At 52.5% G+C, this 22,935-nt stretch carries 20 protein-coding genes and 1 other annotated feature; of the genes, 8 read left to right on the top strand and 12 right to left on the bottom strand.

From position 1 onward, the window contains the following. Positions 1-100: 100 nt before the first annotated feature. The 3 genes from JOE21_RS16765 to JOE21_RS16755 all read left to right on the top strand — a co-directional run bounded on the left by JOE21_RS16765 (position 101) and on the right by JOE21_RS16755 (position 2,390). A complete protein-coding gene (locus JOE21_RS16765) occupies positions 101-277 on the top strand; it encodes a hypothetical protein (protein WP_309868512.1) in 177 nt (58 codons plus the stop codon). 70 nt (positions 278-347) lie between these two features. Then, positions 348-1,247: a metal-dependent hydrolase gene (locus tag JOE21_RS16760; protein WP_309868511.1), complete on the top strand. Its 900-nt coding sequence runs from the start codon at positions 348-350 to the stop codon at positions 1,245-1,247. A 273-nt stretch (positions 1,248-1,520) separates the two neighbouring features. Continuing rightward, positions 1,521-2,390 (top strand): SDR family oxidoreductase, encoded by an 870-nt coding sequence (locus tag JOE21_RS16755; protein WP_309868525.1) that lies wholly within the window; start codon positions 1,521-1,523, stop codon positions 2,388-2,390. Between the two features lie 193 nt (positions 2,391-2,583). Here the strand turns inward: JOE21_RS16755 and JOE21_RS16750 are convergent, their stop codons facing one another. From JOE21_RS16750 to JOE21_RS16740, 3 genes are all read right to left on the bottom strand, one after another. Next, positions 2,584-3,252 carry a class I SAM-dependent methyltransferase gene (locus JOE21_RS16750; protein ID WP_309868509.1) on the bottom strand — a complete coding sequence of 223 codons (669 nt, stop codon included), beginning with the start codon at positions 3,250-3,252 and terminating at the stop codon, positions 2,584-2,586. Positions 3,253-4,108: 856 nt separating this feature from the next. Next, positions 4,109-4,714 (bottom strand): histidine phosphatase family protein, encoded by a 606-nt coding sequence (locus JOE21_RS16745; protein WP_309868507.1) that lies wholly within the window; start codon positions 4,712-4,714, stop codon positions 4,109-4,111. A 15-nt stretch (positions 4,715-4,729) separates the two neighbouring features. Next, a complete protein-coding gene (locus JOE21_RS16740) occupies positions 4,730-5,911 on the bottom strand; it encodes a hypothetical protein (protein ID WP_309868506.1) in 1,182 nt (393 codons plus the stop codon). 121 nt (positions 5,912-6,032) lie between these two features. Between JOE21_RS16740 and JOE21_RS16735 the strand changes: the two genes are divergently transcribed. Further along, complete coding sequence (locus JOE21_RS16735) at positions 6,033-6,659, top strand: GNAT family N-acetyltransferase (RefSeq protein ID WP_309868504.1); 627 nt, start codon at positions 6,033-6,035, stop codon at positions 6,657-6,659. Here JOE21_RS16735 and JOE21_RS16730 read toward each other — a convergent pair. The 8 genes from JOE21_RS16730 to JOE21_RS16695 all read right to left on the bottom strand — a co-directional run bounded on the left by JOE21_RS16730 (position 6,628) and on the right by JOE21_RS16695 (position 15,136). Then, complete coding sequence (locus tag JOE21_RS16730) at positions 6,628-7,125, bottom strand: hypothetical protein (protein ID WP_309868502.1); 498 nt, start codon at positions 7,123-7,125, stop codon at positions 6,628-6,630. The two genes, JOE21_RS16735 and JOE21_RS16730, sit on opposite strands and share 32 nt — an antisense overlap. Before the next feature lie 184 nt (positions 7,126-7,309). Continuing rightward, positions 7,310-8,347, bottom strand: a complete 1,038-nt coding sequence (locus JOE21_RS16725) for a LacI family DNA-binding transcriptional regulator (RefSeq protein WP_309868500.1) — start codon at positions 8,345-8,347, stop codon at positions 7,310-7,312. A gap of 23 nt (positions 8,348-8,370) precedes the next feature. After that, positions 8,371-9,198, bottom strand: coding sequence for a carbohydrate ABC transporter permease (locus tag JOE21_RS16720; protein ID WP_309868499.1), 828 nt, complete (start codon positions 9,196-9,198; stop codon positions 8,371-8,373). 6 nt (positions 9,199-9,204) lie between these two features. Next, on the bottom strand, positions 9,205-10,497 hold the full coding sequence (locus tag JOE21_RS16715) for a carbohydrate ABC transporter permease (protein WP_309868496.1): 1,293 nt from the start codon (positions 10,495-10,497) through the stop codon (positions 9,205-9,207). A gap of 97 nt (positions 10,498-10,594) precedes the next feature. Next, positions 10,595-11,866, bottom strand: a complete 1,272-nt coding sequence (locus JOE21_RS16710; protein WP_309868494.1) for an ABC transporter substrate-binding protein — start codon at positions 11,864-11,866, stop codon at positions 10,595-10,597. 165 nt (positions 11,867-12,031) lie between these two features. Beyond that, a complete protein-coding gene (locus tag JOE21_RS16705) occupies positions 12,032-13,090 on the bottom strand; it encodes a Gfo/Idh/MocA family protein (RefSeq protein ID WP_309868492.1) in 1,059 nt (352 codons plus the stop codon). A gap of 36 nt (positions 13,091-13,126) precedes the next feature. Then, positions 13,127-14,146 carry a Gfo/Idh/MocA family protein gene (locus JOE21_RS16700; protein ID WP_309868490.1) on the bottom strand — a complete coding sequence of 340 codons (1,020 nt, stop codon included), beginning with the start codon at positions 14,144-14,146 and terminating at the stop codon, positions 13,127-13,129. 21 nt (positions 14,147-14,167) lie between these two features. Further along, positions 14,168-15,136 carry a sugar phosphate isomerase/epimerase family protein gene (locus JOE21_RS16695; protein WP_309868489.1) on the bottom strand — a complete coding sequence of 323 codons (969 nt, stop codon included), beginning with the start codon at positions 15,134-15,136 and terminating at the stop codon, positions 14,168-14,170. Between the two features lie 201 nt (positions 15,137-15,337). Here JOE21_RS16695 and JOE21_RS16690 point away from each other — a divergent pair, with 201 nt between their 5' ends. The 3 genes from JOE21_RS16690 to rpsD all read left to right on the top strand — a co-directional run bounded on the left by JOE21_RS16690 (position 15,338) and on the right by rpsD (position 18,193). Continuing rightward, entirely contained in the window at positions 15,338-16,321 is a 984-nt protein-coding gene (locus tag JOE21_RS16690; RefSeq protein ID WP_309868488.1) for a carbohydrate kinase family protein, read from the top strand. A 345-nt stretch (positions 16,322-16,666) separates the two neighbouring features. Beyond that, positions 16,667-17,314 (top strand): tRNA (guanosine(46)-N7)-methyltransferase TrmB, encoded by a 648-nt coding sequence (gene trmB / locus JOE21_RS16685; RefSeq protein ID WP_309868486.1) that lies wholly within the window; start codon positions 16,667-16,669, stop codon positions 17,312-17,314. Positions 17,315-17,593: 279 nt separating this feature from the next. Continuing rightward, on the top strand, positions 17,594-18,193 hold the full coding sequence (rpsD, locus tag JOE21_RS16680) for a 30S ribosomal protein S4 (protein ID WP_309868485.1): 600 nt from the start codon (positions 17,594-17,596) through the stop codon (positions 18,191-18,193). Positions 18,194-18,346: 153 nt separating this feature from the next. On the opposite strand, the gene tyrS is transcribed toward rpsD, so the two are convergent. Next, positions 18,347-19,603 (bottom strand): tyrosine--tRNA ligase, encoded by a 1,257-nt coding sequence (tyrS, locus tag JOE21_RS16675; RefSeq protein ID WP_309868483.1) that lies wholly within the window; start codon positions 19,601-19,603, stop codon positions 18,347-18,349. Between the two features lie 62 nt (positions 19,604-19,665). After that, positions 19,666-19,885, bottom strand: a binding site (T-box leader). 162 nt (positions 19,886-20,047) lie between these two features. Here tyrS and JOE21_RS16670 point away from each other — a divergent pair. Continuing rightward, a complete protein-coding gene (locus tag JOE21_RS16670) occupies positions 20,048-22,699 on the top strand; it encodes a transglycosylase domain-containing protein (protein WP_309868481.1) in 2,652 nt (883 codons plus the stop codon). Positions 22,700-22,935: the final 236 nt, after the last annotated feature.

Raw genomic sequence — 22,935 nt, 5'->3', positions numbered from 1 at the left:
TTTGTCGGCGGGGGAGAATGGTTTTCAAGCAGGCTCTTTTAAAAAGAAGCTGGAAGTCCAAGCGCCAACCGTTACTTTCGCCGGCCCGGTTGATAGGATGGTGGCAGGAAACGGCTCGTTCATCGGGGGAATTCCCGCCTTTTTTCCTCACAGCCGTCTCGATGACGGCATGTTGGATAGAAGCCTCACCCGTTCAAGAAAAAAAGAAACCGTCACACAGGCAGAACTGACCGTGTTGCCCGTCCACCTTGCCGTGGTGACGGGAGACAACCATTGAGAGTTTCTTTCCCCATACCAGGAAAGGAGAACAGACAAATAAGGTCCCAAGAGGAGAGGAGAAAATCGCTGTGGACACCCTGACACACGGTTTACTCGGTTACGCCGTATACGCCGCCGCCAAACAGGAAAGTTGGAGCAAAAAAGAACGGATCGGATACGCCTCTACCGCCATTATCGGTGGACAAATCCCGGATATCGAAGGGTTTACCACCTTCCTCAGTCCGGAAGTATATCTCACCTGGCATCGTGGAATCACCCATTCCTATCTCGTTTCCCCGCTGATGGCCCTGCTCGCTGTCGGGATCGTTCTGTTGTTTAATCGGTCCCTTCGTTTCCGTACCGCGTTTGGCCTCGCCTGGATTTCCACTATGATTCATATTTCATTCGATTGGTTCAACACATGGGGAACCGGAATCTGGGAACCCTTCGTTTCGGGAAGGTATTCACTCGGGATCTTACCCATTGTAGACATTTTTATCCTCCTGTCTTTTGCCGCCGCGTTTCTTCTTGCACGACGCTTTGACACCGCCCGCGTCTTTCGTCTCTTTTGGCTGGTTATCTTCCTACACGTGTCTGTCCAAGGAGTACAGGGTACGGTACTGGTTTCGGAGTTACGTTCCCAACATCCGGGGTTGGACCAAGTGTCCCTCCAGGCAGATTTTATTCCCTCACGGTTCCATTTAGTGGTACGGGAAGAGGATCGATTTCATTATTACGAAGGCAGTCTATTCACGGGTCTGAACCGAATCGGGGAAGAGCGGGACGAACGTCACCTCGTGGCGGTGGAAGAAGCCCTGAAGGATGGAGAAGTCCAGGCTCTTATACGCTTCTTGCCTGATTACGGAGCACACGTGATGGAAACGGATGAGGATTGGAAGGTAACCATTTATGATCCCCGCTTCCGCATCAACCGCCCCCAATTGTTGAGTACAGAAGTGGTGATTCCCAAATCGGTCGTTTCTCATTAGATCGGTATTGCGCAGGAAGACTTTTCTGTTGTCCATCGTCCGCTTAATGCCTCACAAGAAGCGGGTTGAAAAAACACTTCCGGCTTCCTTGACTTCCCTCTCTATTGTAACTATAATTATTACATCAAGAGGATCCTATATAAAAATCGGCAGTCATCTGCCGACCGACCAACAAAAGCGCCTTTTCCTTAGCGCTTCCTTTTTCGGGCTAGTTGTAACCATTTTAGTTACTAATAGCATTTCAATCCCCATTCAGAAGGGAAAGATTTGACGATGTCCATTGCTATTACCGGAGCCACCGGTCAACTCGGGGGGTTGGTCATTCAACATCTCCTCGACAAAAACGTCCCCGCCGGTCAGATCGTCGCAGTCGTTCGCAATGTGGAGAAGGCATCTGCTCTCGCTGACCGCGGAATCGATGTGCGAGTTGGCGACTATCATGATCCTGCTTCTCTGGAAAAAGCGTTTGCCGGCGTTTCCAAGCTTCACTTTATTCCGAGCCCCGATGCCCATGACGAGCCGCTGCGCATGGTGCAGCACGCTCATGTAATCAAAGCGGCCCGTGATGCAAAGGTGGAACATATCGTTTACAGCGGGATCGCCTTTGCCGAGGAGATCACATTCGGCCCCGCCCTGCTCCACTTGGCTACGGAATATGCCATTCGCACCACTCAAATCCCTTATACCTTTCTGCGTAGCGCCTTTTATACGGAAGTCTTCGTCACTCCCGAGCTGTCCGCCTCTGTGGAACAGGGTGCCATTATCAACAACACGGGAAACGGAAGGGTCAACTCCGTGAGCCGCAGCGATCTGGCTTTGGCCAGTGCCGCTGTCCTCACCGGGAAAGGTCATGAAAACCAAACGTACAACCTTGTTTCCAATCAGCCTTGGAGTTTTGCGGAACTGGCTCAAGCCCTTTCGGAGATTTCTGGGAAGCCGGTCGTTCACCAGGCCGTCTCGTTTGAGGACGGAAAGGATTTTCTGATGAAAACCGGCCTTCCCGAACCGGTTGCACTCCTGTTTTCTTCTATTTACAGTCAGATTTCTTACGGGGAAACCTCGAAAACGTCGGATGACCTGGAAAAACTGATTGGAACACAAACCCCGTTGAAAGAAACGGTGAAACAAGTGTTGCATGGGTGAGGCTGCCGGAAGCGGTGGAAGATCAGGAACGTATATAGGAGTCACCGGACCATTTCGGGAAAAATGTATGTTAAGACATCTCTTCGTACCAAAAAACCCGGCTCCTGTACGCTAAGGAGCCGGGTTGCTTTTCGAAGAGGGAATCACAGGTTAAGCCTGATGATCACGTCATCCATGTCGTCCTGAGTAATCCTTACTTCCTTTTTTCGAAACAGATCATTTTTTGATTTCTCGGATGCCCCCAATCCCCTATATACGTGAATCGCAGATCCAACCCTTCGATCATATGTTTAAAAACCGAAACGTGGTAATGATACGGGTCTTGATCGAAATGCGTCACAATCTTATTCCATCGGGGGATCGGGTCTAGGTTGAACCGATCCCCCGACTCAAAAAAAGTGGCATAAAACTTCCCTCTCTTTTTTAATGATCGTTCAATATTAATTAAGCACCGTTGTATGACATTGATCGGAAGATGGGTAAAAACAGATACGGCCAAAGCCCAATCAAACTTTTGGTTGAACCGATCAAATCGAAATTGATCCTCTGTCAATAATCGGGGGCGTTTTTTTAACAATCCGCTGTTGGCCACTTCCGTCTTACCGGCTTTTATGAGAGAACGGTTGAGATCCATCCCGCAATAATGGCCCTCATTCAGGTACCGGATAAAATGGAGGCCTCCTCTTAAGCTCCCGCAACCGACATCCAGCAGCATATGGCCGGGCTGGAGACCTTGATCAACCATGAACTTCCATTGAAGTTTCCCTAATTCCTTCCACCTTCCACCTACTACTTTGCGGTGCCGGCCATTGATCACATCTTGATCCGTCAATTTTATTCGATAATATTTATTCCAGTTCACAAGCGACACTCCAATATCTTAAAAATGTTTTACTAGTTTACTATATTCCCGGGCAAACCCTATCAGCACGGCAAATAGACTGATAGATTGCCTAACTTTTTCCTTTCATAGTTTGCAGAAGGAATCCCGTAACGAGAATGTCTCGCCATTCTACCCATTATGTGGACCAAGTTGGTTTAAACGAAGGCAGAACAACCACATGATCATGCTTTGCATCATATAGGCCCAGTTCGACGAAGATCGCTCCACTGCGCCAAAGGAAAACAAAGGTGATAGGGATTAAGGCTTTTTTGTCAAAATGCTGAAGGTACGAGCACAAGAAATCGGCTCCCTTAACGTACAGGGAGCCGATTTTTTGTTACAGAGAAATATCTTAGCGTACCATTTTCCTTATATAGAAGAAGCTCAACCCAAGACGAGCGGATTCCTTTAGGAATCCGCTCGTCTTCTTTATATACCGGATACAGTTCGAACTATTTCATCAAGCTCCGAAAAATTGCGATCCCTTTTTCTATGTCAGATCATCCCACAGAGGGGTGACCACGGCTTCAATTCCAACGCTCATCCCTCCAAGTAAGCTAGTCCCTCTTCATGTAACTTCGATCTGTTTTTTTGGCCTTTACGCGGACAAGCTGGTCGGTTTGGTTAGTCTCGCCATGGTCACTTTCGTTCCCGGTCTCGCTATGCACTCATAGAAGCACAAGTCTCGCCATGGTCACTTTCGTTCCCGGTCTCGCTATGCATGGCAGAGTCGACTCCGCAGGATTTCCAAACCTCCCTCCACATAAACACGATCGATATGGGTAGAAGGGGAACTAGTCCGCTACAGCAAGCTTGTTCGTCAGGGTAGGAATTCTCATACCATCTGAAGGTGGTCGTCCCGGTTGACAGCGGAAACCCGCCACCCTTCTTCCTTGTGATGAATCAAGTGGGAAACGGCGGTATTGCCGATCCGGGTCCGACCGGGACCGTACACTCCCCCGCTGACTTGCTCCAACACGACGTTAATGCTTCCTCCATGACTGACGACAGCTACCCGTTGCCCACTGTGCCGCTCCAGGAGGGTTGTCAACCAGGACATCATCCGCCGCCTTGTCTCTTCTGCTTTTTCCACTCCATATTGACCGCCCTGATGCCAGATCGACAGCCATTTCTGAGGATGGCGCCGTTTTACTTCTTCTATCGGCAACCCTTCCCATTCCCCAAAAAACCGTTCCCGAATCTCAGAAGAGGTGTTCACTTTCAGATCCCGGTCGCGTCCCAACCATTCCGCCGTCTGGATGGCCCGGGATAAATCGCTGGCATACAGTGCGTCCAACGGCCAGTCTTTTACATGTTCCGCCAACCGTCTGGCCTGTTCCACCCCTTCCGGTGACAGCGGCATATCCCGATGTCCCTGGACCCGCTTTTCACGATTCCACAGGGTTTCACCATGCCGGATTAAATAGATGTGCGTCTCCAACGATGCATTCCCCTTTCAGCGATTGGGTTTAATACGCTCAAAGCGACCGCTTTCGGGACTCCACTGGAACTCATAGGTCCTTGCCAAACGTCCTTCACCGTTTATTTGATCAATGGTCAGGAGGCGGCGTTTCCCATCCCCTGTTTCTTTTTCGTTTAACATCAGCCGGAATCGTCCGCTTTCATCCCAGGGTAAATGAGAATCGACCCGAACCTGCTCGTTTTCCACCAAACCGGCAGCATTTCCCCGGAAATAAACAGTCCCGTCCGCATCTAGCAAAATGAACTGGCTTACCGTTCCCTGATAATGCACTCCGTTTACAATAGAAACATCCCTTTTCTCAGAGCCCAGAACAGCCAGAACCAAGTCGGGCCCGTCATCCGTCAGATGACCCCGGTAAACGATTTGCGCTTCCTCGCCCAGACCTTCTCTGATTCGTTTTTTTAATTGCGCCTCAGACCAGGCAGGAGCCAATTTTTCGACATCCACGCTTTGGACCATCGCCGTCAAACCTCGATCCGGTCTATAAGTGGCAACCACCAGAGACCAAGGACCTCGATCGGTTTCAGGAAAAGAGGCAACGGCCCATTGCGGCCGGATCCGTTCCCCATCCCGCAAGGGATAGTGGTGAACCTGCCATCGCTCTTCCTTTCCTTCTGCCGTCAAAGAAATCCCTCCATCCTCCTGTTTCAAGTGAAAGATCCAAGATTCTTCTCCCCCGGTGCGGATCTGATGATGAATGGGAGTTTCATGTGGCCGTACCGGCACTTTAATACGATAGCCCCAGTCCAATGTCTCCTGGGTTGTTTGAAGCATCTCCGCTTCGGTCGAATCCCCGTTTTCCATCCTTCCTATATCCACCGGGGCATAGACGGTATCCACCAGGGAGTTATTACCTACATGAAAAATATCGATACGGTAGGCATTTGCTTTTTTTTCAAAGACGATGGTCGCTAAATAGGCTCCATCATGACTGTATCCCAATAAGTATGGCTTTTGTGAGGTGTATTGCCGAAAGCCGGGACGGGTAATCAAGTTCTGCAGATTGGGAACTGACGAATCCTGATAGGGTTGAAATTCTTCCACCTTTTCATGTTTGAGTTCCACTCCGGAAACCGACGGAACCGCCTGTGTGGAAACACAAGCGGTAAGGAGGCTGAACAACAGGAGCCAGACGGTCCCCTTTATGACCCGCATTGCTAAATCCCTCCTCCGTGTTTCCACCATCCCTTTGGATCTATACAAAAAACCGTTCCACCTGCTGAATGAGATGCAGGTGAAGCATGCATGTTAAATAAAAACAGGAGAGTGGAGCTCCATGTTGGTGTTACAGGGAAGCTCAGGGCTGCTTCTCATTCTGTTTCAACAAAAACACACCGGGTCCCTTTATCGTTTGATCGAAACTAGCCGACACCATTTGGAACCGTGGCTTCCCTGGATTGGCAAGATCCGGTCCCCCCAGGATGTCGAACAATATATTACGCGATCCCTGCTGGCATATTCCGCAGGACGGCAAGTTCATTTCGGTATTTGGCACAACAGTCTCCTGGCGGGATCCGTCACAGTGGAACGTCTCGACTTTGACCACCGCAGCGCGGAACTGGGGTATTGGCTGGGCACCCCGCATACCGGCAACGGGTGGATGGTTCATTCCGTGTCCCGTGTGATCCAGTATCTTTTTGACGACCAACAGCTCAACCGGGTGGAAATCCGCTGTGAAACCGGCAATACCGCCAGTGCTCAGGTAGCCAGGCGCATCGGATTTCAATGGGAGGGAACCATGCGCCAGGCTGTAAGGAAAGGGGGAGGCTTCGCCGATATCCATATTTTTGGTTTGCTGCGATCACAATGGAACCCGGCACGCCTTAACCAGAAACAATCCACCGGTCCCCAAAAGAGGCTAACCGCTCCCTTTATTCATGGCCGCCGGGATTCACCGGTTTAATAAACCACTTCCCGTTCTTTTGCTTTTCCGAGATAAACACGGCCGTTCCGGGATTGCGGGGAGCGTTTAAGTCCTCAAATTCTCCCCGATCCGTTGGGTGCAGCACATAGCGGACCACTTTTCCTTCTTTGACAAAGGCGATCAGATTGACGGAATCCCGTTCTGCCACTTCTTCCGCCTCTTTCCAATCCAATCCCATCCGGTCTTGAATCTCTTGTGCATCATGATCCGGTCCAAACACGTATACCTCCTGCCAATCGAAACGGGCAACCTGATTCATCCGGAACAAAGCGGTTCCTTGACCGGTTCCTTTACTACTGTTTATCACTTTTTTTACAGCCGCATCCATATCCTGTTCCAAGCTGGGCTGCGGCCACTGATTTCCACAAGCAGCCAGAATCAAACACATCCATCCCGCCATGACAGCAATGATCCATCTTTTCACCATCGTCACCCTTCCTCTCATCCAGTCAGCCACCTAAACCTATATCGAATACCCGGGTCGGTGTAACTGTCTCCGTTTCTCCCCTCTTCCATTCCCGGTTCTCACACACAGACAGGATCTCTCCCCCTATTATAGTCGTTGTTACCACAATCATCATCCGCCCTCTGTGACAAAAGAAAAAAACAGACCCGGGTCGATGGCCTGTTTATTTATTCCAATGTTGGCTGAGTTCTTTACAAGTTGCCGTACTGTCCCGGATGACCACCTGATAATCCAGCGTTAGCGTAAGAGAGGTGGATTTCCGTTTTCGACGAAGGATATCGGTTAGGATCCGGGCGGATTCATAGCCCATCTGATAAGGGGAATGGCGCACTGTCGTCAATCGGGGCGTAACCAGGGAAGCCAGTTCCTCATCGTCAAAACCGGCGACGGAGAGTTCTTCCGGAATAGACACACCCCTTTCTTTTAGGTATGTCATGGCTCCGACGGCCATACGATCACAAGCGCAGAAGAGAGCAGTCGGTCTTTCTGGTTGATTCCAGATGGATTCCATGCCTTTGACGCCATCCTGCACATCGAACCGTAGCCCTTCAGCGGTCCATTCGTCCCGTAATGGAAGGCCGTGTTCCAACAGTGCTTGCCGATACCCCTCAAACCGCTCTTTACCTGATTGCACATCCCAAAGCGGTCCATGGATCATCCCGATCCGCTGATGACCCAATTGAATCAGATGTTTAACCGTCTCGTAGGAAGCCCGCCGGTTGTCGATCACGGCAGAGGGGATGCACACCTCTTCCAAACGCTGGCCGATCACGACACAGGGAATGTTCATTTTCTCCACTTCCGCTCGGCATGCCGGATCCATTTGAGCAGCCGCCCACAAGATCCCATCCATTTGCCTGGACTGGTAGATACGGAGCAACTCCAACTCGCGTTGGGCGTTTTTTTCGGAGATCGCTAACATGAGATAGTATGACCATTCATTGGCGACCGCTTCGATCCCTTCCACCAACCCGGAAAAATAGGGATTGGCGATTTCCGGCACAATGACACCAATCAGACCCGTTTTCTTTTGGATCATACTTCTCGCCACGGCGTTGGGACGATATCCCGTCTCTTCCACTGCTTCAAGGATCCGTTGTTTTAGGCGGTCGCTTACCGGTTTGGATCCGTTGAGCACCCGGGATACCGTTGCAATGGAGACGCCTGCCCGCTTTGCCACTTCACGTATGGTAACCGCCATCGTTCATCACCCGATTTTCTTTTTTACTCTTTGACTGCACCCGCTGTCAATCCGGATACAATCCGGCGCTGGAAGACGAGGACCATAATCACCAATGGAATGGTCACGATTACGGACGCTGCCGAAATCTCTGCCCATGGAATGGTGAAGCGTCCCTGGAACATCGCGATCCCTACCGGCACCGTTTTCATCGCTTCATCCGTGTTGATGGTCAAAGCGAAGAAAAACTCGTTCCAAGCTGCGATAAACACCAAAATGGCCGTGGTGAAGGTCCCCGGAATAGCCAACGGAAAGATTACTTTCCAAAATGTTTGCATGGTGGACGCCCCGTCCATTTTAGCTGCTTCCTCCAGATCAAAGGGAATCTTGCGGAAAAAGACCGTCAAATTCCACAATGCCAACGGCAATGCGAAGGTGGTATAGGGAATGATCAGACCCAGATAACTGTTGGTTAGTCCCACATCCTGCATAAACATAAAGATGGGAGAGATGGTGGCGATCTGCGGAAACATGGAAACCGCCAGCACGACCCCCAGGACCACACTTTTGCCCCAAAATCTCAACCGGGCGATAGCATAAGCCGCGATGGATGCGATAAACACACAGTACACAGTAGTCAACAACGCCACGATAGTGCTGTTCAGCAGATAGGAAGCGAATGGACGCTGGGTGAACACACTGCTGAAATTGTTCAAGGTCGGGTTATCCGGAAAGGGTTTAAAGGCGCTGGCGCCAAACAATTCTCCCGGCGGTTTCAGGGCGGTCAGTGCCTGCCAGATGAAGGGAAACAACACCACCACCAAAAAACCAGCCAGGAAAAGGTAAAATAACGGTCCTGCTTTTTTGTTCATGGATTCTCACCTTCCATCGCTGATCAGGTCTCGTCCGAGAAGCCGTACAAAGAGGATGCTGATTAAGGCCACACAGAAGAATACGATTACTGCCAGAGCGGAGCCCGCTCCAAAATTCAACTGGCTAAACATCGTTTTGTAGGCGTAAACGGAGATGGTTTCGGTCGCATTGGCGGGTCCCCCTCCAGTGAGGACATAGATTAAGTCAAACACCCGGAAGGCATCCAATGTGCGGAAGAGCAGCGCCACCAAAATCGTCGTACGCAACATCGGCAGGGTGATCCGGAAAAACTGCTGTACCTTGGAAGCCCCATCTACTTCTGCCGCTTCATACAAATTGCGGGGAATCGTCTGCAAACCGGCCAGAATCAGCAGAGCCATAAAAGGAGTGGTTTTCCAAACATCGGCGAATATGACGGCAAACATCGACCAGAACTTGGTGGTCAATAAGACTCCCATATCCGGAATCAGACCAATGGATTCAAATATCTTGGCCATTATCCCGTTTTGGCCGTCAAAGAGGAATTTCCACATCATTGCGGCAACCGCCGTCGGCAAAGCCCACGGGATGAGAACCGCCGCCCGGACTGCCCCCCGTCCGAAAAACTCCCGATTGATCACCATAGCAATCCATAGCCCCAATATCAATTCCAATGTAACGGATATGACGGTGAAAATCAGGGTATTGTTGAGGGAAGCCCACATGCGTCCATCCTGCAAATACTTCTTGTAATAGTGAAGGCCGACAAAGTTCGGCTCAATGATCGTTTCCGCAAGGCCGTTGGAAAGCCCCACCACTCGGTCACCCTGGTCTAAAAACCCTTGGCGGTTGAGATCGACCAATCCGCCGTTGATTTCCTTGATCTTGGCCACCACGGTATCCGCCTGATCGCCTTGGATGGTATAACGTTTCAGTTCCGGTGGAACTTCTTCGCCTTCCAGAAGCAGATTGTCCACTTCCGCAAACCGCTCTTGGAACGCGGGATCTTCTTCCAGAACCGTCTGTACGTTATCCAAATCCGCTCGAAGCTCCGATAGCCTCTGCTCGACTTCCCCTTCCGTCTGGGCAATTTCCTGGTCCATGACAGAGGCGAGCAACAATTGGTTGTCTGTATACCGCTCCACATCAATCGCATAACTGCTGTGGGGCTCCAATTTGGTCGGATCATTCAAACGGATATCATATAAACTCAAATAAAAAGAGCGGGCTACAGGATAAATCGCTATCACCAGAATAAGCAGCAACGCGGGGAGAATTAACAGATATCCCAGGTTGCGCTCGGAGAGACCTTTTCTCATGATGCATTCCCCCACGTTTCTCCAAAAAGATGGTTGACCCCTTGAAAGGGGGGAGCGGAAGCCATAGGGCTTCCACTCCGATTTTTAGTCCACCCGTTCACTCGACAACATCCTTCAGCTTCTTCTCCATGTTTTTCACGGCCTTCTCGGCGGATTGCTTGCCGGCAATGGCACTGGAGACTTCCGATTGAATGATGTCGGAGATCTTGGGATACTCAGGAGAAACCGGACGGGAGATGGCACTGCTAATTCCTTCCACATACTCATCGCTGTCAAAGAGCGGGCTGGCCGCTTTCACTTCATCATCTTCATAGAGGGACAGCAGCGTCGGAGCCAAGCCTCCCTCGATGGCGGAAATCTTCTGCCCTTCCGGACCATTCATAAATTTGAGGAATTCCCACGCTTCCTGCTTGTGTTTGGAATTGGCGTTAATCCCGGAGACCCATCCACCCAACGTGGAGGCGCTGCCGGCATCCCCTTTTGGAAGGGGTGCAATGTCCACTTTCCCTTTCACCTTGGACCCTTCTTCATTCATAACGGCGTAGTGGTACGGCCATTGCCGATCAAATACGGCTTCCCCTTCTCCGTAGATGGCATCGGTCTCCACTTCGGTCAGGGCAGTTACATTACCGGGGACAAAGTCTGACTGGGCAATCTCCATCATCTTTTCCAGCCCCTTGATGGTTTCCGGGCTGTTAATGGCCACGTTCCCTTCCTGATCCAGCACTTCCCCGCCGTAAGAACCGATAAATTCAATGAAGTTGCAGACCAAGCCCTCGTACTGTTTTCCTTGCATCAAATATCCGTATTTGGTGCCGCCTTCCCCTTTCAGCTCTTTCGCCTGCTTAATCAGGTCATCCCAGGTTTCCGGGGGAGAGTCCACCAGATCGGTCCGATAGTACAACAGGCCTGCATCCAGGAACTTGGGCATCGCCCATTGACGGCCGTTGTAGTTCCCGGCATCAACTGACCCTTTCACGTATTCATCCATGCTGATCCCGTCTTTTTCGATGAATCGATCCAGCGGCTGCAGATACCCGCCTTGGGCGAATTCAGCGGGCCAGATCACATCCAAATCGAAGACGTCAATTTCATCGGATCCGCCGCTGAACATGGTCACGTATTGATCATGGCTTACCCCGGTGTCTGCGGGCATCTCTTTAAATTCCACTTTGATGTTGGGATTTTGCTTTTCAAACGCTTCGATGATTTTTTCCGTGGCACCGGTTGTATCTTTGCCGCGGGCGTAGGTGATGGTCACCTGTTCACCATCCCCGGCTCCTTCATCGGCTCCCTGGCCGCAAGCCGCCAAGGAAAAAACCAGGGTGGCGGCCAGTCCGACCGACATGATCTTTTTCCAGGTCCTCATTTTGTTTTCCTCCTCATGCTGTTTTTTCGCAACCTAGGCAAGACACGCTACGCACTGTTGAATTGAGGGGGGTGGATCACCTCCTTCAAGGATGGGGGGCTGATCAATCTCGATACGGGGATCCTCCTCATTTATCAACGAAAAAATCGAATCATCACACAGGCCTTAATCCAAGCGGACCAGCTGCCCCGTTCGGGAAGATTCGTAGATGGCGTCCAGAATGCGCAACACCTCGATGCCTTGTTCCGCCGTGCAGATCGGTTCTTCGATGCCTTCCATCACCCCGATCCAATGGGATAAAAGGGTGGAGCGGTCATCCTGCGGAGGCGGTGTCATCTCCGAGTCCACCGGCACCCCTGCTTCTTCGTGGAAGAGTCGCAGATGGTGGCGATTCAAATCGAGAGCCGCCCCTCCCTCTCCCCCCCACAAGTCCACATAAGCCCGATCCTCGGCGATATGGGAAGCCCAGCTGGCATCCAGAGCAAGGGTCAAACCACTCTCAAAACGGATGAGCGCCACTGCCGAATCTTCCACGTCAAACCGTCCCTCTTTCACGACCGTACCCCAGGACGACTGGCCTTTCTTGCTGGGGCCAAAACGATTATAGGTTTGTCCGAAAACAGAGACGGGCCGGGGAAAATTCAACAGCCACAGCGTCAGATCCAACATATGAACACCGATATCAATCAAGGGTCCGCCTCCGGCTTGCTCCCGGTTGGTGAACCAACTTCCCCAACCGGGAATTCCATTGCGTCGGATCCAGCCCGCTTTGGCATGGTACACTTCACCCAGCCGTTGATGAGTGATCAGATGTTTCAACAGCCGGGAGTCTGCTCGAAAACGGTTGTTTTGCGCCACCATCAGGGTTCTTCCTGTAAAGCGTGCATGCCTCTCCATTCGCCGGGCGGAAGCGGCATCGGTGGAAAGCGGCTTTTCGCACAACACATGGCAACCGGCATCCATGGCCTGTACGGCTACTTGTTCATGCAGATGGTTGGGCAGACACAGGACCACTGCGTCCAGCTGCTCCTGTTCCAGCATCTTTCGATAATCTCGATAGACAGTGGAACATCCATAGCTTTCGGCACGCTTGCGGGCCGCCTCCTCATGGAGGTCTGCAACCGCGCAAAGCCGTACACGCCGCTCCTGCCCCATCGCTTTCATATGGGCCTCTGATATGCTGCCGGCACCGATCATACCCAGTCTCCACTCCGTTTGTCTCATCTTCAGGCTCTCCTTTGATCCCATCGACTCCGTCTATCAAAGAGAAACGATTGATTTCGTCTCGGCCGCCTTTACAGCCGCCAGAACGACTTCCAGGGATTTCATTCCCTCTTCCCCCGGAATCGGGTTGGGTGCACCGCTGGTAATGGCGTCAACAAAGGAGGCGATTACTCCGCTGTCTGTTTGGCCGCCTTCTTCGTTGGTGGCGATTCCGCCCAACTCATGTTTTTCCACCGAACCATCCCCGCGATGGACGACCACCTGGTAAACCGGGTCCTCAACAATCCGGATATGGCCTTTTTCGCAGTACAATACCGTGCTGTTGTCTTCACCGGGATGATGGGTCCAACTGGCTGCCAACGTCCCAAATGCGCCTCCTCTGGTCCGCAGCAGCATGACGGCGTTGTCGTCCACATCTGCATGCTTTTCCAGCGTACCTGTCAAAGCACCCACTTCCACGATGTCATCATCCAGCAGCCAACGAAGCAGATCCACCTTATGGACACCCAAGTCACCCAGGGCTCCGATCACCGCCTGGTCTTTTCGGAAGAACCAAGTGTTTTTCCCTTCCGCACTCCAACTTTCCGGCCCCCCATGACCAAATGCCGTTCGAAACGTCAGCACCCGCCCCAGGCTTCCGCCTTGCAGAATTTCCTTCGCCTTTCTGTGGGGAGACATCAATCGCTGGTTGTGGCCGATCATCAACTGTACTCCGTTTTTGTCCGCCGCTTTCACCATCACCCTCGCGTCATCCATCGAAGTAGCCATCGGCTTTTCGCATAATACATGCTTTTTCGCCCGCAAAGCACCCATCGAAATCGGAGCATGATCCGCATTAGGCGTACAGACGCTCACCGCGTCCAGCTCAGCCTGGTCCAGCATCTCTCGCCAATCGGTGTACACTTCGCCCCCGTATTCCAGGGCAGCCGCCTGGGCACGCTGTTCATCTGTGTCGCAGAAAGCAACCAACTGCGCGTCAGGGTGTTTGAAATATTCAGGAATATGGCGGTGAATGCTGATACTTCCACATCCGATGATACCCACTTTTACTGCCATCTTTTGGCCTCCTATCCGGGTTTAGACCCACCACATATCGGTCAGGCTCTCTTTGGTGATTACCGTCTTCAAGTTGGCCACTGCTTTGGCAAAGCCTTCCTCGATCGACATCAGGGCGTCTTCGTGTTCGATGCTGACGACATGGTCGTACCCGACCAACCGCAAGGCACTGATGATATCGGCCCACGTTTTCATGTCGTGACCGTACCCGACCGTCCGGAAGAGCCAGGCGCGATCTTGCAAGTTGGCGTAGGATTGCATATCCGTCAAACCGTGCATATTAACCTGTTCTTGGTCGATATATGTGTCCTTGGCGTGGAAATGATGGATGGCCCCTTCACGGCCCAGGATTTTGATGGCGGCCACCGGGTCGATTCCTTGCCACCAGAGATGACTGGGATCCAAGTTGGCTCCCATCACTTCCCCCACCGCTTCTCGCAGCCGCAACATCGTCGCAGGCGTGTGAACCGAGAATCCACCATGAAGTTCTAATGCTACTTTCACACCATGATCAGCGGCAAAGCGGCCCCACTCTTTCCAGTAGGGAATCATTTTCTCATTCCACTGCCAATCGAGCACCTCACGGTATTCATTGGGCCAGGGAGCCACCGGCCAGTTGGGGTACTTCGCCCCTTCGTGGTCTCCCGGCGTTCCGGAAAAACAATTGACCACCGGCACCTCCAGCTTTTCCGCCAGCCGCACTGTCTGTACAAACGCTTCGTGGGAAGCTTTAGCAAAGGAGGGTTCCGGCGTCAAGGGGTTCCCATGGCAGCTGAGCCCGCTGATCTCCAAGCCGCGGTCTGTTACCGCCCGTTGAAACGCTTTCAATTTTGCGTTATCTTCCAGTAACACGACAGGATCACAATGAGCGGTTCCCGGGTAGGCCCCGCTCCCCAGCTCAACTGCATCCAACCCGGCGGCTTTTACATGATCCAGCATCTCTTCAAACGGCTTTTCTGAAAATAGTACGGTGAATACGCCCAGCTTCATCAATCCGCCTCCTTCTTCGCTTCCAAAAAGGATTGAAACCGTTATCAATCATGAACCAATATAAACGGGCAGCACCCAGATCGTCCGGTTGTAAATTGCTTTACAAAAGGAAAACGTTTTCCTACTATGAGGATAAAGAATTTTCCCCATCATTGCAAGACATTTTTTACTCACTTTGGACGAAGCAAGGAGGATTACTCCATGATTCCCTTATTTACTCTGGGGGAAGCCCTGATCGATTTTATCCCGACAGATCGGGACGTACCCTTGACAGAAGCCGCCACCTTTTCCCGTCAAGCAGGTGGTGCACCGGCCAATGTAGCCGCCCAGGCGGCACGATTAGGCGGTGACGCCCGCTTCATTGGAAAAATCGGGAACGACTCTTTCGGCGATTTCCTCATCCGTGTGTTGAAAGACAGCGGTGTGGATACCACTCACGTCCTGCAAACCGGGGAAGCCCGTACATCCTTGGCCTTTGTTTCCCAAGTGGAGGAAGACGAGAACCCCTTTACTTTTTACCGGGACCCGGCAGCCGATCAGCTGTTGCAGCCGGAAGAAGTACCCGGCGAATCACTGACCAATCCCGGTATCTTCCATTTTTGTTCCGTCTCCCTCAGCAGCGATCCGGTACGATCGGCCACCCGTCGCGCTGTGGACACCGCCCGACGCCACGGCTTATTGATCAGTTTCGACCCCAATATCCGCCCTCCGCTGTGGCCCAGCCTTGACGCGGCCAAAGCGGAAATCAGGTCCCTGCTTCCTTCGGCTCATCTCGTCAAGGTGAGTCGAAGCGAATTGATGGAACTGATGGACACCCGCTCGGATGACGTGGAAGCAATCGGCCGCCGCTTCCTGGAACAATATGAAAACCAGTTGTTAATCTTCACCCTGGGTTCCCAAGGATGTCTCTTTGTTACCTCTGAAGGAACAGGTATGGTGCAAGCTCCCGCTGCCCACTCCGTCGATCCCACCGGCGCCGGTGATTCCCTGGCCGGTGCCATGCTGTTCCGTTTGTCGGAACAAAACGTCACTCCCCAAAAACTGGCACAGTGGTGCAATCAACACTCCTGGGTGGAAGAAAATCTCCGTTTCGCCGTCCGGATCGCCACCCACTCTACCACCGGATACGGAGCCATCGCCTCCTACGCCGGCAAAGCAGATTTGGCCCGATTGGGATTGGAGTAAACAGCTGTTTTTTCAGCGGTCAAAAAACCGTAATGAAAAGCAGCCACGGGCATTCCTCGTTCGTAATCGGAAGCCATCCCCTCGGACGGCTTCTTCACGCCGGCAGGAAAATCCTTTTCCTGCCTGGCGGTTTCGTCAAGGGTTGGTTTGATTGTACCATTGAATGCAACCGGTTGCACTAATTGTTTTTCACCTGTCTTCCCGACTTCTTTTTCTATTTTTTTACTCCATTTGGTGTAACGGTTCGATTGGACTTGATTTATCGTCTGAAGTAAAATTCATACGGACAGATCGGTGACTATTCCCGTTGATTGGGAAGTATTTTCAGACGAAAGAGGAGACCCCATGCGATTGAGACGGAAGCCTTATGCAAAACAAATGGTGCGGGAGCACGCCCGAGTGGTGAACGATCCGCAAAAGTACAAGGGAAAATGGCGTTCTGTCGTTTTTCGAAACGAACACCCCCTTTACTTGGAATTGGGTACCGGAAAAGGCCGCTTCTTATCCCGGGTGTGCCAGGAGCAGCCGGATATTAACTGGATCGGGGTGGAGCGGATCGAAGAAATCCTTCTTCAGGCTTTGAATAAGTCGGAAGAACTGCTCGTTGACAATCTTCGTTTCCTATGGATGGATGTCAAACAATTACCCGATTGTTTCGCAGCCGGAGAAGTGGATCGAATCTACCTTCACTTCAGCGATCCCTGGCCCAAAAAAAGGCATACCAAAAGGCGGCTCACACACCGCTCTTTTTTGCATCAATACAAGTCGGTATTGAAACCGGGCGGGGAACTGCTCTTAAAAACGGATAACCAGGCCCTGTTTCAATTTTCCCTGGATGAATTGGAAGAGGCGGGTTACAAACTGGTGGAATCCACCCATGATCTGTATGCCAGCCCGTTTGCCGCTGGTAATATCCCGACGGAATACGAAGAGAAATTCACTTCCAAAAACATGCCCATTCACTATCTTTTAGCCCAACCGAAATCTTCCTGATCCCGGCAGAAAGATTGACTTCTTCTGTCATTTCGATATAATATGTCTCTGTATGGCTCCTATTGTTCCTTCCCTACAAAAAGGAACGTTGAGGATAGCACGCAAAGAACGGTGATGGAATCACCCTCACTGGCCCGCCCCGCGTGGACAGCGGCTGATCATTCCCCGCGGGTGCCCGACGTTTCGCCGCTATCCGGAACGTACCGGGCAATGTGCAGCGGACCAGCCACACCTTGTTTGCACCATTTTTTTGCAACATGGAAAGGAGCAAGTTTTATTATGGCACGTTATACAGGACCTCGTTGGAAATTAAGCCGTCGCTTGGGAATTTCCCTCTCCGGCACGGGCAAAGAGCTGAAGCGGCCTTACCCGCCGGGAGTGCATGGCCCCAACCAGCGTCGGAAGTTGAGCGAATACGGACTTCAGCTGCAGGAAAAGCAAAAACTGCGCTTTATGTATGGCATGAACGAAAAGCAGTTCCGCACCCTGTTTGACAAAGCCGGCAAGATGAAAGGGGTTCATGGTGAAAACTTCATGAAGCTCCTGGAATCCCGTCTGGACAACCTGGTGTACCGCCTCGGCTTCGCCCGGACGCGTTCCCAAGCCCGTCAGCTTGTGGTACACGGCCACATCACCGTCAACGGCAAAAAGCTGGACCGTCCTTCCTACCAGGTAAAAGTGGGCGATGTGATCGGACTGCGGGAGAAAAGCCGCAACCTTTCCATCGTCAAGGAAGCCCTGGAAGACCGCTCCTACTTGCCTGAGTACGTGAGCTTCGACGCTAACAAGCTGGAAGGCACCTACACCCGTCTGCCGGAACGGGATGAACTGCCCGCCGAAATCAACGAGCGTCAAATTGTTGAATACTACAGCCGGTAACCGGAAAGAACCGGAGATAAGCGATGGGCTCCCTCTCATCTTGAGGGGGAGCCCGTCTTTTTTTATTTCAATTTCTCTCTGATCACAGAATACCGAAAATCGATCTTTTTTTAACACTGCATAAAAAAGCCGCCCCTATGGGCGGTTTTTTTGTTATCCCAATTTCACCTGGGCAAATTTTCGTTTTCCCACCTGAACGACCATGCCATCCGTGAGCGGGATCTGAGCATCCACATCCGTCACTTTCTCTTCGTCGATCTTGACTGCCCCTTGTTTCACCATACGGCGGGCCTCCCCATTGGAGGCAACCAGACCGAGGCGGGAGAGGAGATGGATCACCCACAGGCGGCCATCCTTCAGGTCGGCGACAGGGATCGTTACCTGTGCGATGTCTTCAGGCAAGGCACGCTGCTGAAAGACGCGCTTAAAACCGGCTTCCGCCTCCTGTGCCGCCTCTTTCCCGTGATACATCTCCACCAGCTGTCGGGCAAGCCCCATCTTGGCGTCCCGGGGGTGAATACTTCCGTCCTTCACACCCTCCTGCACCCGGTCCAACTCTGCCGGAGACAGATCCGTCACCAGCTCGTAGTACTTCAGCATCCGATCATCAGGGACGGACATCGCTTTCCCGTAGATTTCAGCAGCCGGTTCGTTAATGCCGATGTAGTTCCCTAAGCTCTTGGACATCTTTTTTACCCCATCCAGCCCTTCCAATAGGGGCATAGTCAGAATGACCTGTTCCTCTTGACCGTATTGAGCCTGCAGCTGACGTCCCATCAACAGATTGAACGTCTGGTCCGTCCCGCCCAGCTCAATGTCGCTTTCCAGAGCCACAGAATCATAGCCCTGCATCAGTGGATAAAAGAACTCATGAACACTGATGGCCTGCCCACCATGGTAGCGTTTGGAGAAGTCATCCCGCTCCAACATCCGGGCCACTGTCGTTTTGGCCGCCAAATCCACCACTGCCGCAAAATCCAGCGGGCTGAGCCAACGGCTGTTAAAATGGATCTCCGTCTTATCCCTATCCAGGATTTTAAACAATTGATCGGCATAGGTTTGAGCGTTTTCCTTCACTTCCGCTTCGGTCAATTGCTTCCGGGTTTCCGACTTTCCTGTCGGATCCCCGATCCGGCCGGTGAAATCACCGATCACCAACTGCACGAAGTGACCAAGGTCCTGAAATTGGCGCAACTTGTTCAGCACCACGGTATGACCGATGTGAATATCGGGAGCCGACGGGTCCAGACCCAGCTTCACCTTTAGAGGCTGACCCGTCTCCACCGAACGGCGCACTTTTTTCTCCAAATCCGCTTCCGGAATGATCTCCGCCGCCCCCCGTCGGATCACTTCCAGCTGCCGAGCTACCTCTTGTTTCGTTTCTTCGGACGTTTGCCCATTTTTTCCCATCCTTTAACACCCGCCTCCATTTATTTTCATGGCAAAAAATCCATAAAATAAACCTCGCCCCCCTAAGGGACGAGGTTGACTCGCGGTACCACCCTTGTTGGAAACCGTTCAGACGGTCTCCCACTCAACCGGATAACGGACCGGTGGCCGGCGGGGCCCTATATCGAACCCGGCAGCTCCCAAGCGGTAATTCACACGGGAGTCGTCCGCTGGTTCGCAGCCACCACCAGCTCTCTGAAGGATCGGTTCACCCGGCTACTGCGGCTTGTTCTTCGCCGTTTTACGCGGCCATATAAAGGGCCGCTCAAATTATACCCCCATCTTACCTTAATCCCACCGGCAAAATCAAGCGGAAGACATTGATACAGCCGACATCGACCCGATTTCCACCTGAAAGGAGGAAGCCTGCGGGCAGTCCATCGAGGCACGCGCGCACTACTTCTTATGAGCAGACGAACCCGAAACAACAAACGCTTCCCCTGGTTACGCCTGTTTACCACTCTCCTTGTCTCATTGCTGGTTTTTCTCCTGGCAGGAACTGGAACATTGACAGAATACCTCTTTTCTACAGCAAAGCGAGAAGGTCTGGACAATGCCGAATTGCAACGGCGCCTGGACAGCTGGAGCCAGACCAGCCATGCCAGTTTTCGCGACGGGTCATCCATCGGGGCGATGCGAAGTGATGCGGATCGAAAGTGGGTGGAGATGGAAAAGGTGAGCCCCCATTTGGTCCAAGCCTTAATTGCCACCGAGGATAAAGACTTTCCGCGACATCCCGGCCTCTCTCCCCGAGGATTGGCCCGGGCTCTGTGGGACAACGTCAAGCATCGTTCCTTTTCCAGCGGAGGAAGCACCATTACGCAACAACTCGTAAAAAACGCCATCCTAAAAAACCGCGAAAAAGCGTTGGAGCGAAAATTGAAAGAGATGTGGCTGGCGGTTCAATTGGAACGCATGCTGACCAAGGACCAAATCCTCTCATACTACTTGAACAGTCTCTTTTTCGGAAAAGGAGCGGATCACCGCAATCTGTTGGGTGTGCAGGCCGCTGCCCGCGGAATCTTCGGGGTGGATGCATCCCAACTCAATCTGGCACAGGCCGCTTATCTGGCTGGTATGATTCAACGTCCCAACGCCTTCAATCCCTTTGAGCCCGAGTCTCTGGAGGCAGGGCAAAAACGGATGCATACGGTCATCCGACGCATGCGCGAAAACGGCATGATCGACAAGGCCGAAGCACAGGCCGCTCTCTCCTATGATTTATCCGCGTCACTCACCCGCCGGGGACAGTCAAATGCTTACCACCGCCATCCGTTTGTGATGGCTGCCGTGGAAGAACGGGCCGCCCAAGCCCTGATGAAAGCCGAAGGGTTGGATGCACAAGAATTGAGCCGACAAGGGATGTACCGCAGCACCCTGGAACAATACCGGAAGCGGATTCTTACCGGCGGGTACCGCATCGTCACCACCCTGGATCCGCGTCTCCACCAAGCGGTCAACCAAGCGGCCACCAACCCCCGCCTGTATGCAAAGCCGGTAAACTACACCGTCCAGACTGACCAAGGGCCGAAAGAAGTACGGAATGCGCAGGAAGAAGTCGGGGCTACCCTGATTGATGTGGAGAATGGAGCCGTGCTGGCCTTCGTGGGCGGACGAGATTTTGAGCACGGACAAACCAATCGCGCCTTTCAATCCCGCCGTCAACCCGGTTCCACCATAAAACCGTTGTTGGATTACGGTCCTGCGCTGGAGAAAGGGATCGCCGATCCGGCCACCGTATTTATCGATGAGCCGCTGGAATCAAAAGGAAATGGCCAAAGTAAAGTGTACAAAAACCAATCGGAACAGTATAAAGGACCGGTCACCCTGCGGGAAGCCCTGCGCTGGTCTCTTAATATTCCCGCGATCAAAGCGCTGCGGGAAGTGGGAGTGACGGAAGGATTCCAAACGCTGAAATCCATGGGCTTTCCCATCCATGCGTATGATGGGGAGGCTTCCGCCATCGGCGGGTTCACCCGTGGATTTACCGTTGAAGAGATGACTGCCGGTTATGCCATGCTGGCTGCCGATGGGGTGTATCACCCCCCTTATCTGATTGAACGGATCGAAGATGCCGACGGCCACACCGTCTATCAACACCCCTCTCAAGGCCGACGCATCTTCTCTTCGCAAACCGCCCATTGGCTGACTCACCTGTTGCAAGACGTATTGAAGCAGGGAACCGGCCGAATAGTGGGCAACCATTTTCCCGCCATGGATTTAGCAGGAAAAACGGGAACGACCCAGCGCAACCAGGATGTCTGGTTTGTGGGATATACTCCCCGCCTCGCCCTGGGAGTGTGGGTGGGCTACGATTGGAACCATCCGCTTCCGGATGACAAGCGGGCCAAATATGTATGGCGCGAAGTGTTCCAAGCGGCACGCTCGGCAAAACCGGAATGGTTCCCTCCCCATGCCCGTTTTCCGGAACTGCCCGAATCCTGGGAGCGGGTGAAACTGTGTAAGATATCGGGTCACCTGGCCTCATTCGATTGTGAACAGGCAGGGGAAACCGTCGAAGAACGGCTCCCACCGGAACGGATTCCAACCGAGTTCTGCTCCCTGCATCAATCGGCACAAATCGTCACCTACCAGGGAAAACAATATCTGGCCCATCCTTATACCCCCGATGACCTCACAGAGAGGGTGAGTGGAATCCGGGTACCTCCGGAGGAGGAAGGTCGATTTGAATACTACAACGGCTCCATGCTGCCATGGGAAACGGATCCCCGAACCGGTACCGGAACACCCCACCCACCCCGGGTGTCCGCAAGGGCCGCCACCGAAGGAATGACGCTGACCTGGTTCCCTTCTTCCACCGAAATGGCAGGGTATCGCATCTACCGTGACGGTATTCGTGTCGCCAGCATCCCTGCCGGCCAACCTTTTCGATATACCGGCCCTCCCGGCTTTTACAGCATCACCGCAGTCGATATATACGGGTTGGAATCGGAGGCGGCAACTGCTCCATTGGGTCCGCCGGCAGCACCGCCGGAAACGATGGAGGATTCAGGGCCAGACAAACAGCCCACGAAAAGCAGGTGGAAGTGGTGGTGAAATCAAAAGAACCCCGTAACCGGTTTTAAAACGGTTACGGGTTCTTTTGATCGTGCTCGTCTTCTAAACAGGAATTCGTTGCCTAAATGGAAAGCGGTGAAATCGTCCCCAGGACCCTGATGGGAGCCGTATATTGACGATGATGACACCAGACCCACTATGATCCAAAAAAGAGCCTCTTCAACTAACACGGAGAAGTCCCGTCGGCCAGTGAAGCCGATAGGAGTCCAACCAAA

Origin of the sequence: Desmospora profundinema, assembly GCF_031454155.1 — a bacterium.
GTDB lineage: Bacteria > Bacillota > Bacilli > Thermoactinomycetales > DSM-45169 > Desmospora > Desmospora profundinema.
The sequence above is the reverse complement of the archived record's forward strand: the minus strand, read 5'-3'. Positions and strand labels throughout refer to the sequence as shown.

Excerpts from the sequence above, each read along its gene's own strand:
- JOE21_RS16720 (WP_309868499.1), bottom strand. The coding sequence starts at position 9,198 with ATGAACAAAAAAGCAGGACCGTTATTTTACCTTTTCCTGGCTGGTTTT.
- JOE21_RS16670 (WP_309868481.1), top strand. The coding sequence starts at position 20,048 with ATGAGCAGACGAACCCGAAACAACAAACGCTTCCCCTGGTTACGCCTG.
- JOE21_RS16740 (WP_309868506.1), bottom strand. The coding sequence starts at position 5,911 with ATGCGGGTCATAAAGGGGACCGTCTGGCTCCTGTTGTTCAGCCTCCTT.
- rpsD (WP_309868485.1), top strand. The coding sequence starts at position 17,594 with ATGGCACGTTATACAGGACCTCGTTGGAAATTAAGCCGTCGCTTGGGA.
- trmB (WP_309868486.1), top strand. The coding sequence starts at position 16,667 with ATGCGATTGAGACGGAAGCCTTATGCAAAACAAATGGTGCGGGAGCAC.
- JOE21_RS16690 (WP_309868488.1), top strand. The coding sequence starts at position 15,338 with ATGATTCCCTTATTTACTCTGGGGGAAGCCCTGATCGATTTTATCCCG.
- JOE21_RS16710 (WP_309868494.1), bottom strand. The coding sequence starts at position 11,866 with ATGAGGACCTGGAAAAAGATCATGTCGGTCGGACTGGCCGCCACCCTG.
- JOE21_RS16700 (WP_309868490.1), bottom strand. The coding sequence starts at position 14,146 with ATGGCAGTAAAAGTGGGTATCATCGGATGTGGAAGTATCAGCATTCAC.
- JOE21_RS16695 (WP_309868489.1), bottom strand. The coding sequence starts at position 15,136 with ATGAAGCTGGGCGTATTCACCGTACTATTTTCAGAAAAGCCGTTTGAA.
- tyrS (WP_309868483.1), bottom strand. The coding sequence starts at position 19,603 with ATGGGAAAAAATGGGCAAACGTCCGAAGAAACGAAACAAGAGGTAGCT.
- JOE21_RS16725 (WP_309868500.1), bottom strand. The coding sequence starts at position 8,347 with ATGGCGGTTACCATACGTGAAGTGGCAAAGCGGGCAGGCGTCTCCATT.
- JOE21_RS16735 (WP_309868504.1), top strand. The coding sequence starts at position 6,033 with ATGTTGGTGTTACAGGGAAGCTCAGGGCTGCTTCTCATTCTGTTTCAA.
- JOE21_RS16715 (WP_309868496.1), bottom strand. The coding sequence starts at position 10,497 with ATGAGAAAAGGTCTCTCCGAGCGCAACCTGGGATATCTGTTAATTCTC.
- JOE21_RS16705 (WP_309868492.1), bottom strand. The coding sequence starts at position 13,090 with ATGAGACAAACGGAGTGGAGACTGGGTATGATCGGTGCCGGCAGCATA.
- JOE21_RS16755 (WP_309868525.1), top strand. The coding sequence starts at position 1,521 with ATGTCCATTGCTATTACCGGAGCCACCGGTCAACTCGGGGGGTTGGTC.
- JOE21_RS16730 (WP_309868502.1), bottom strand. The coding sequence starts at position 7,125 with ATGAGAGGAAGGGTGACGATGGTGAAAAGATGGATCATTGCTGTCATG.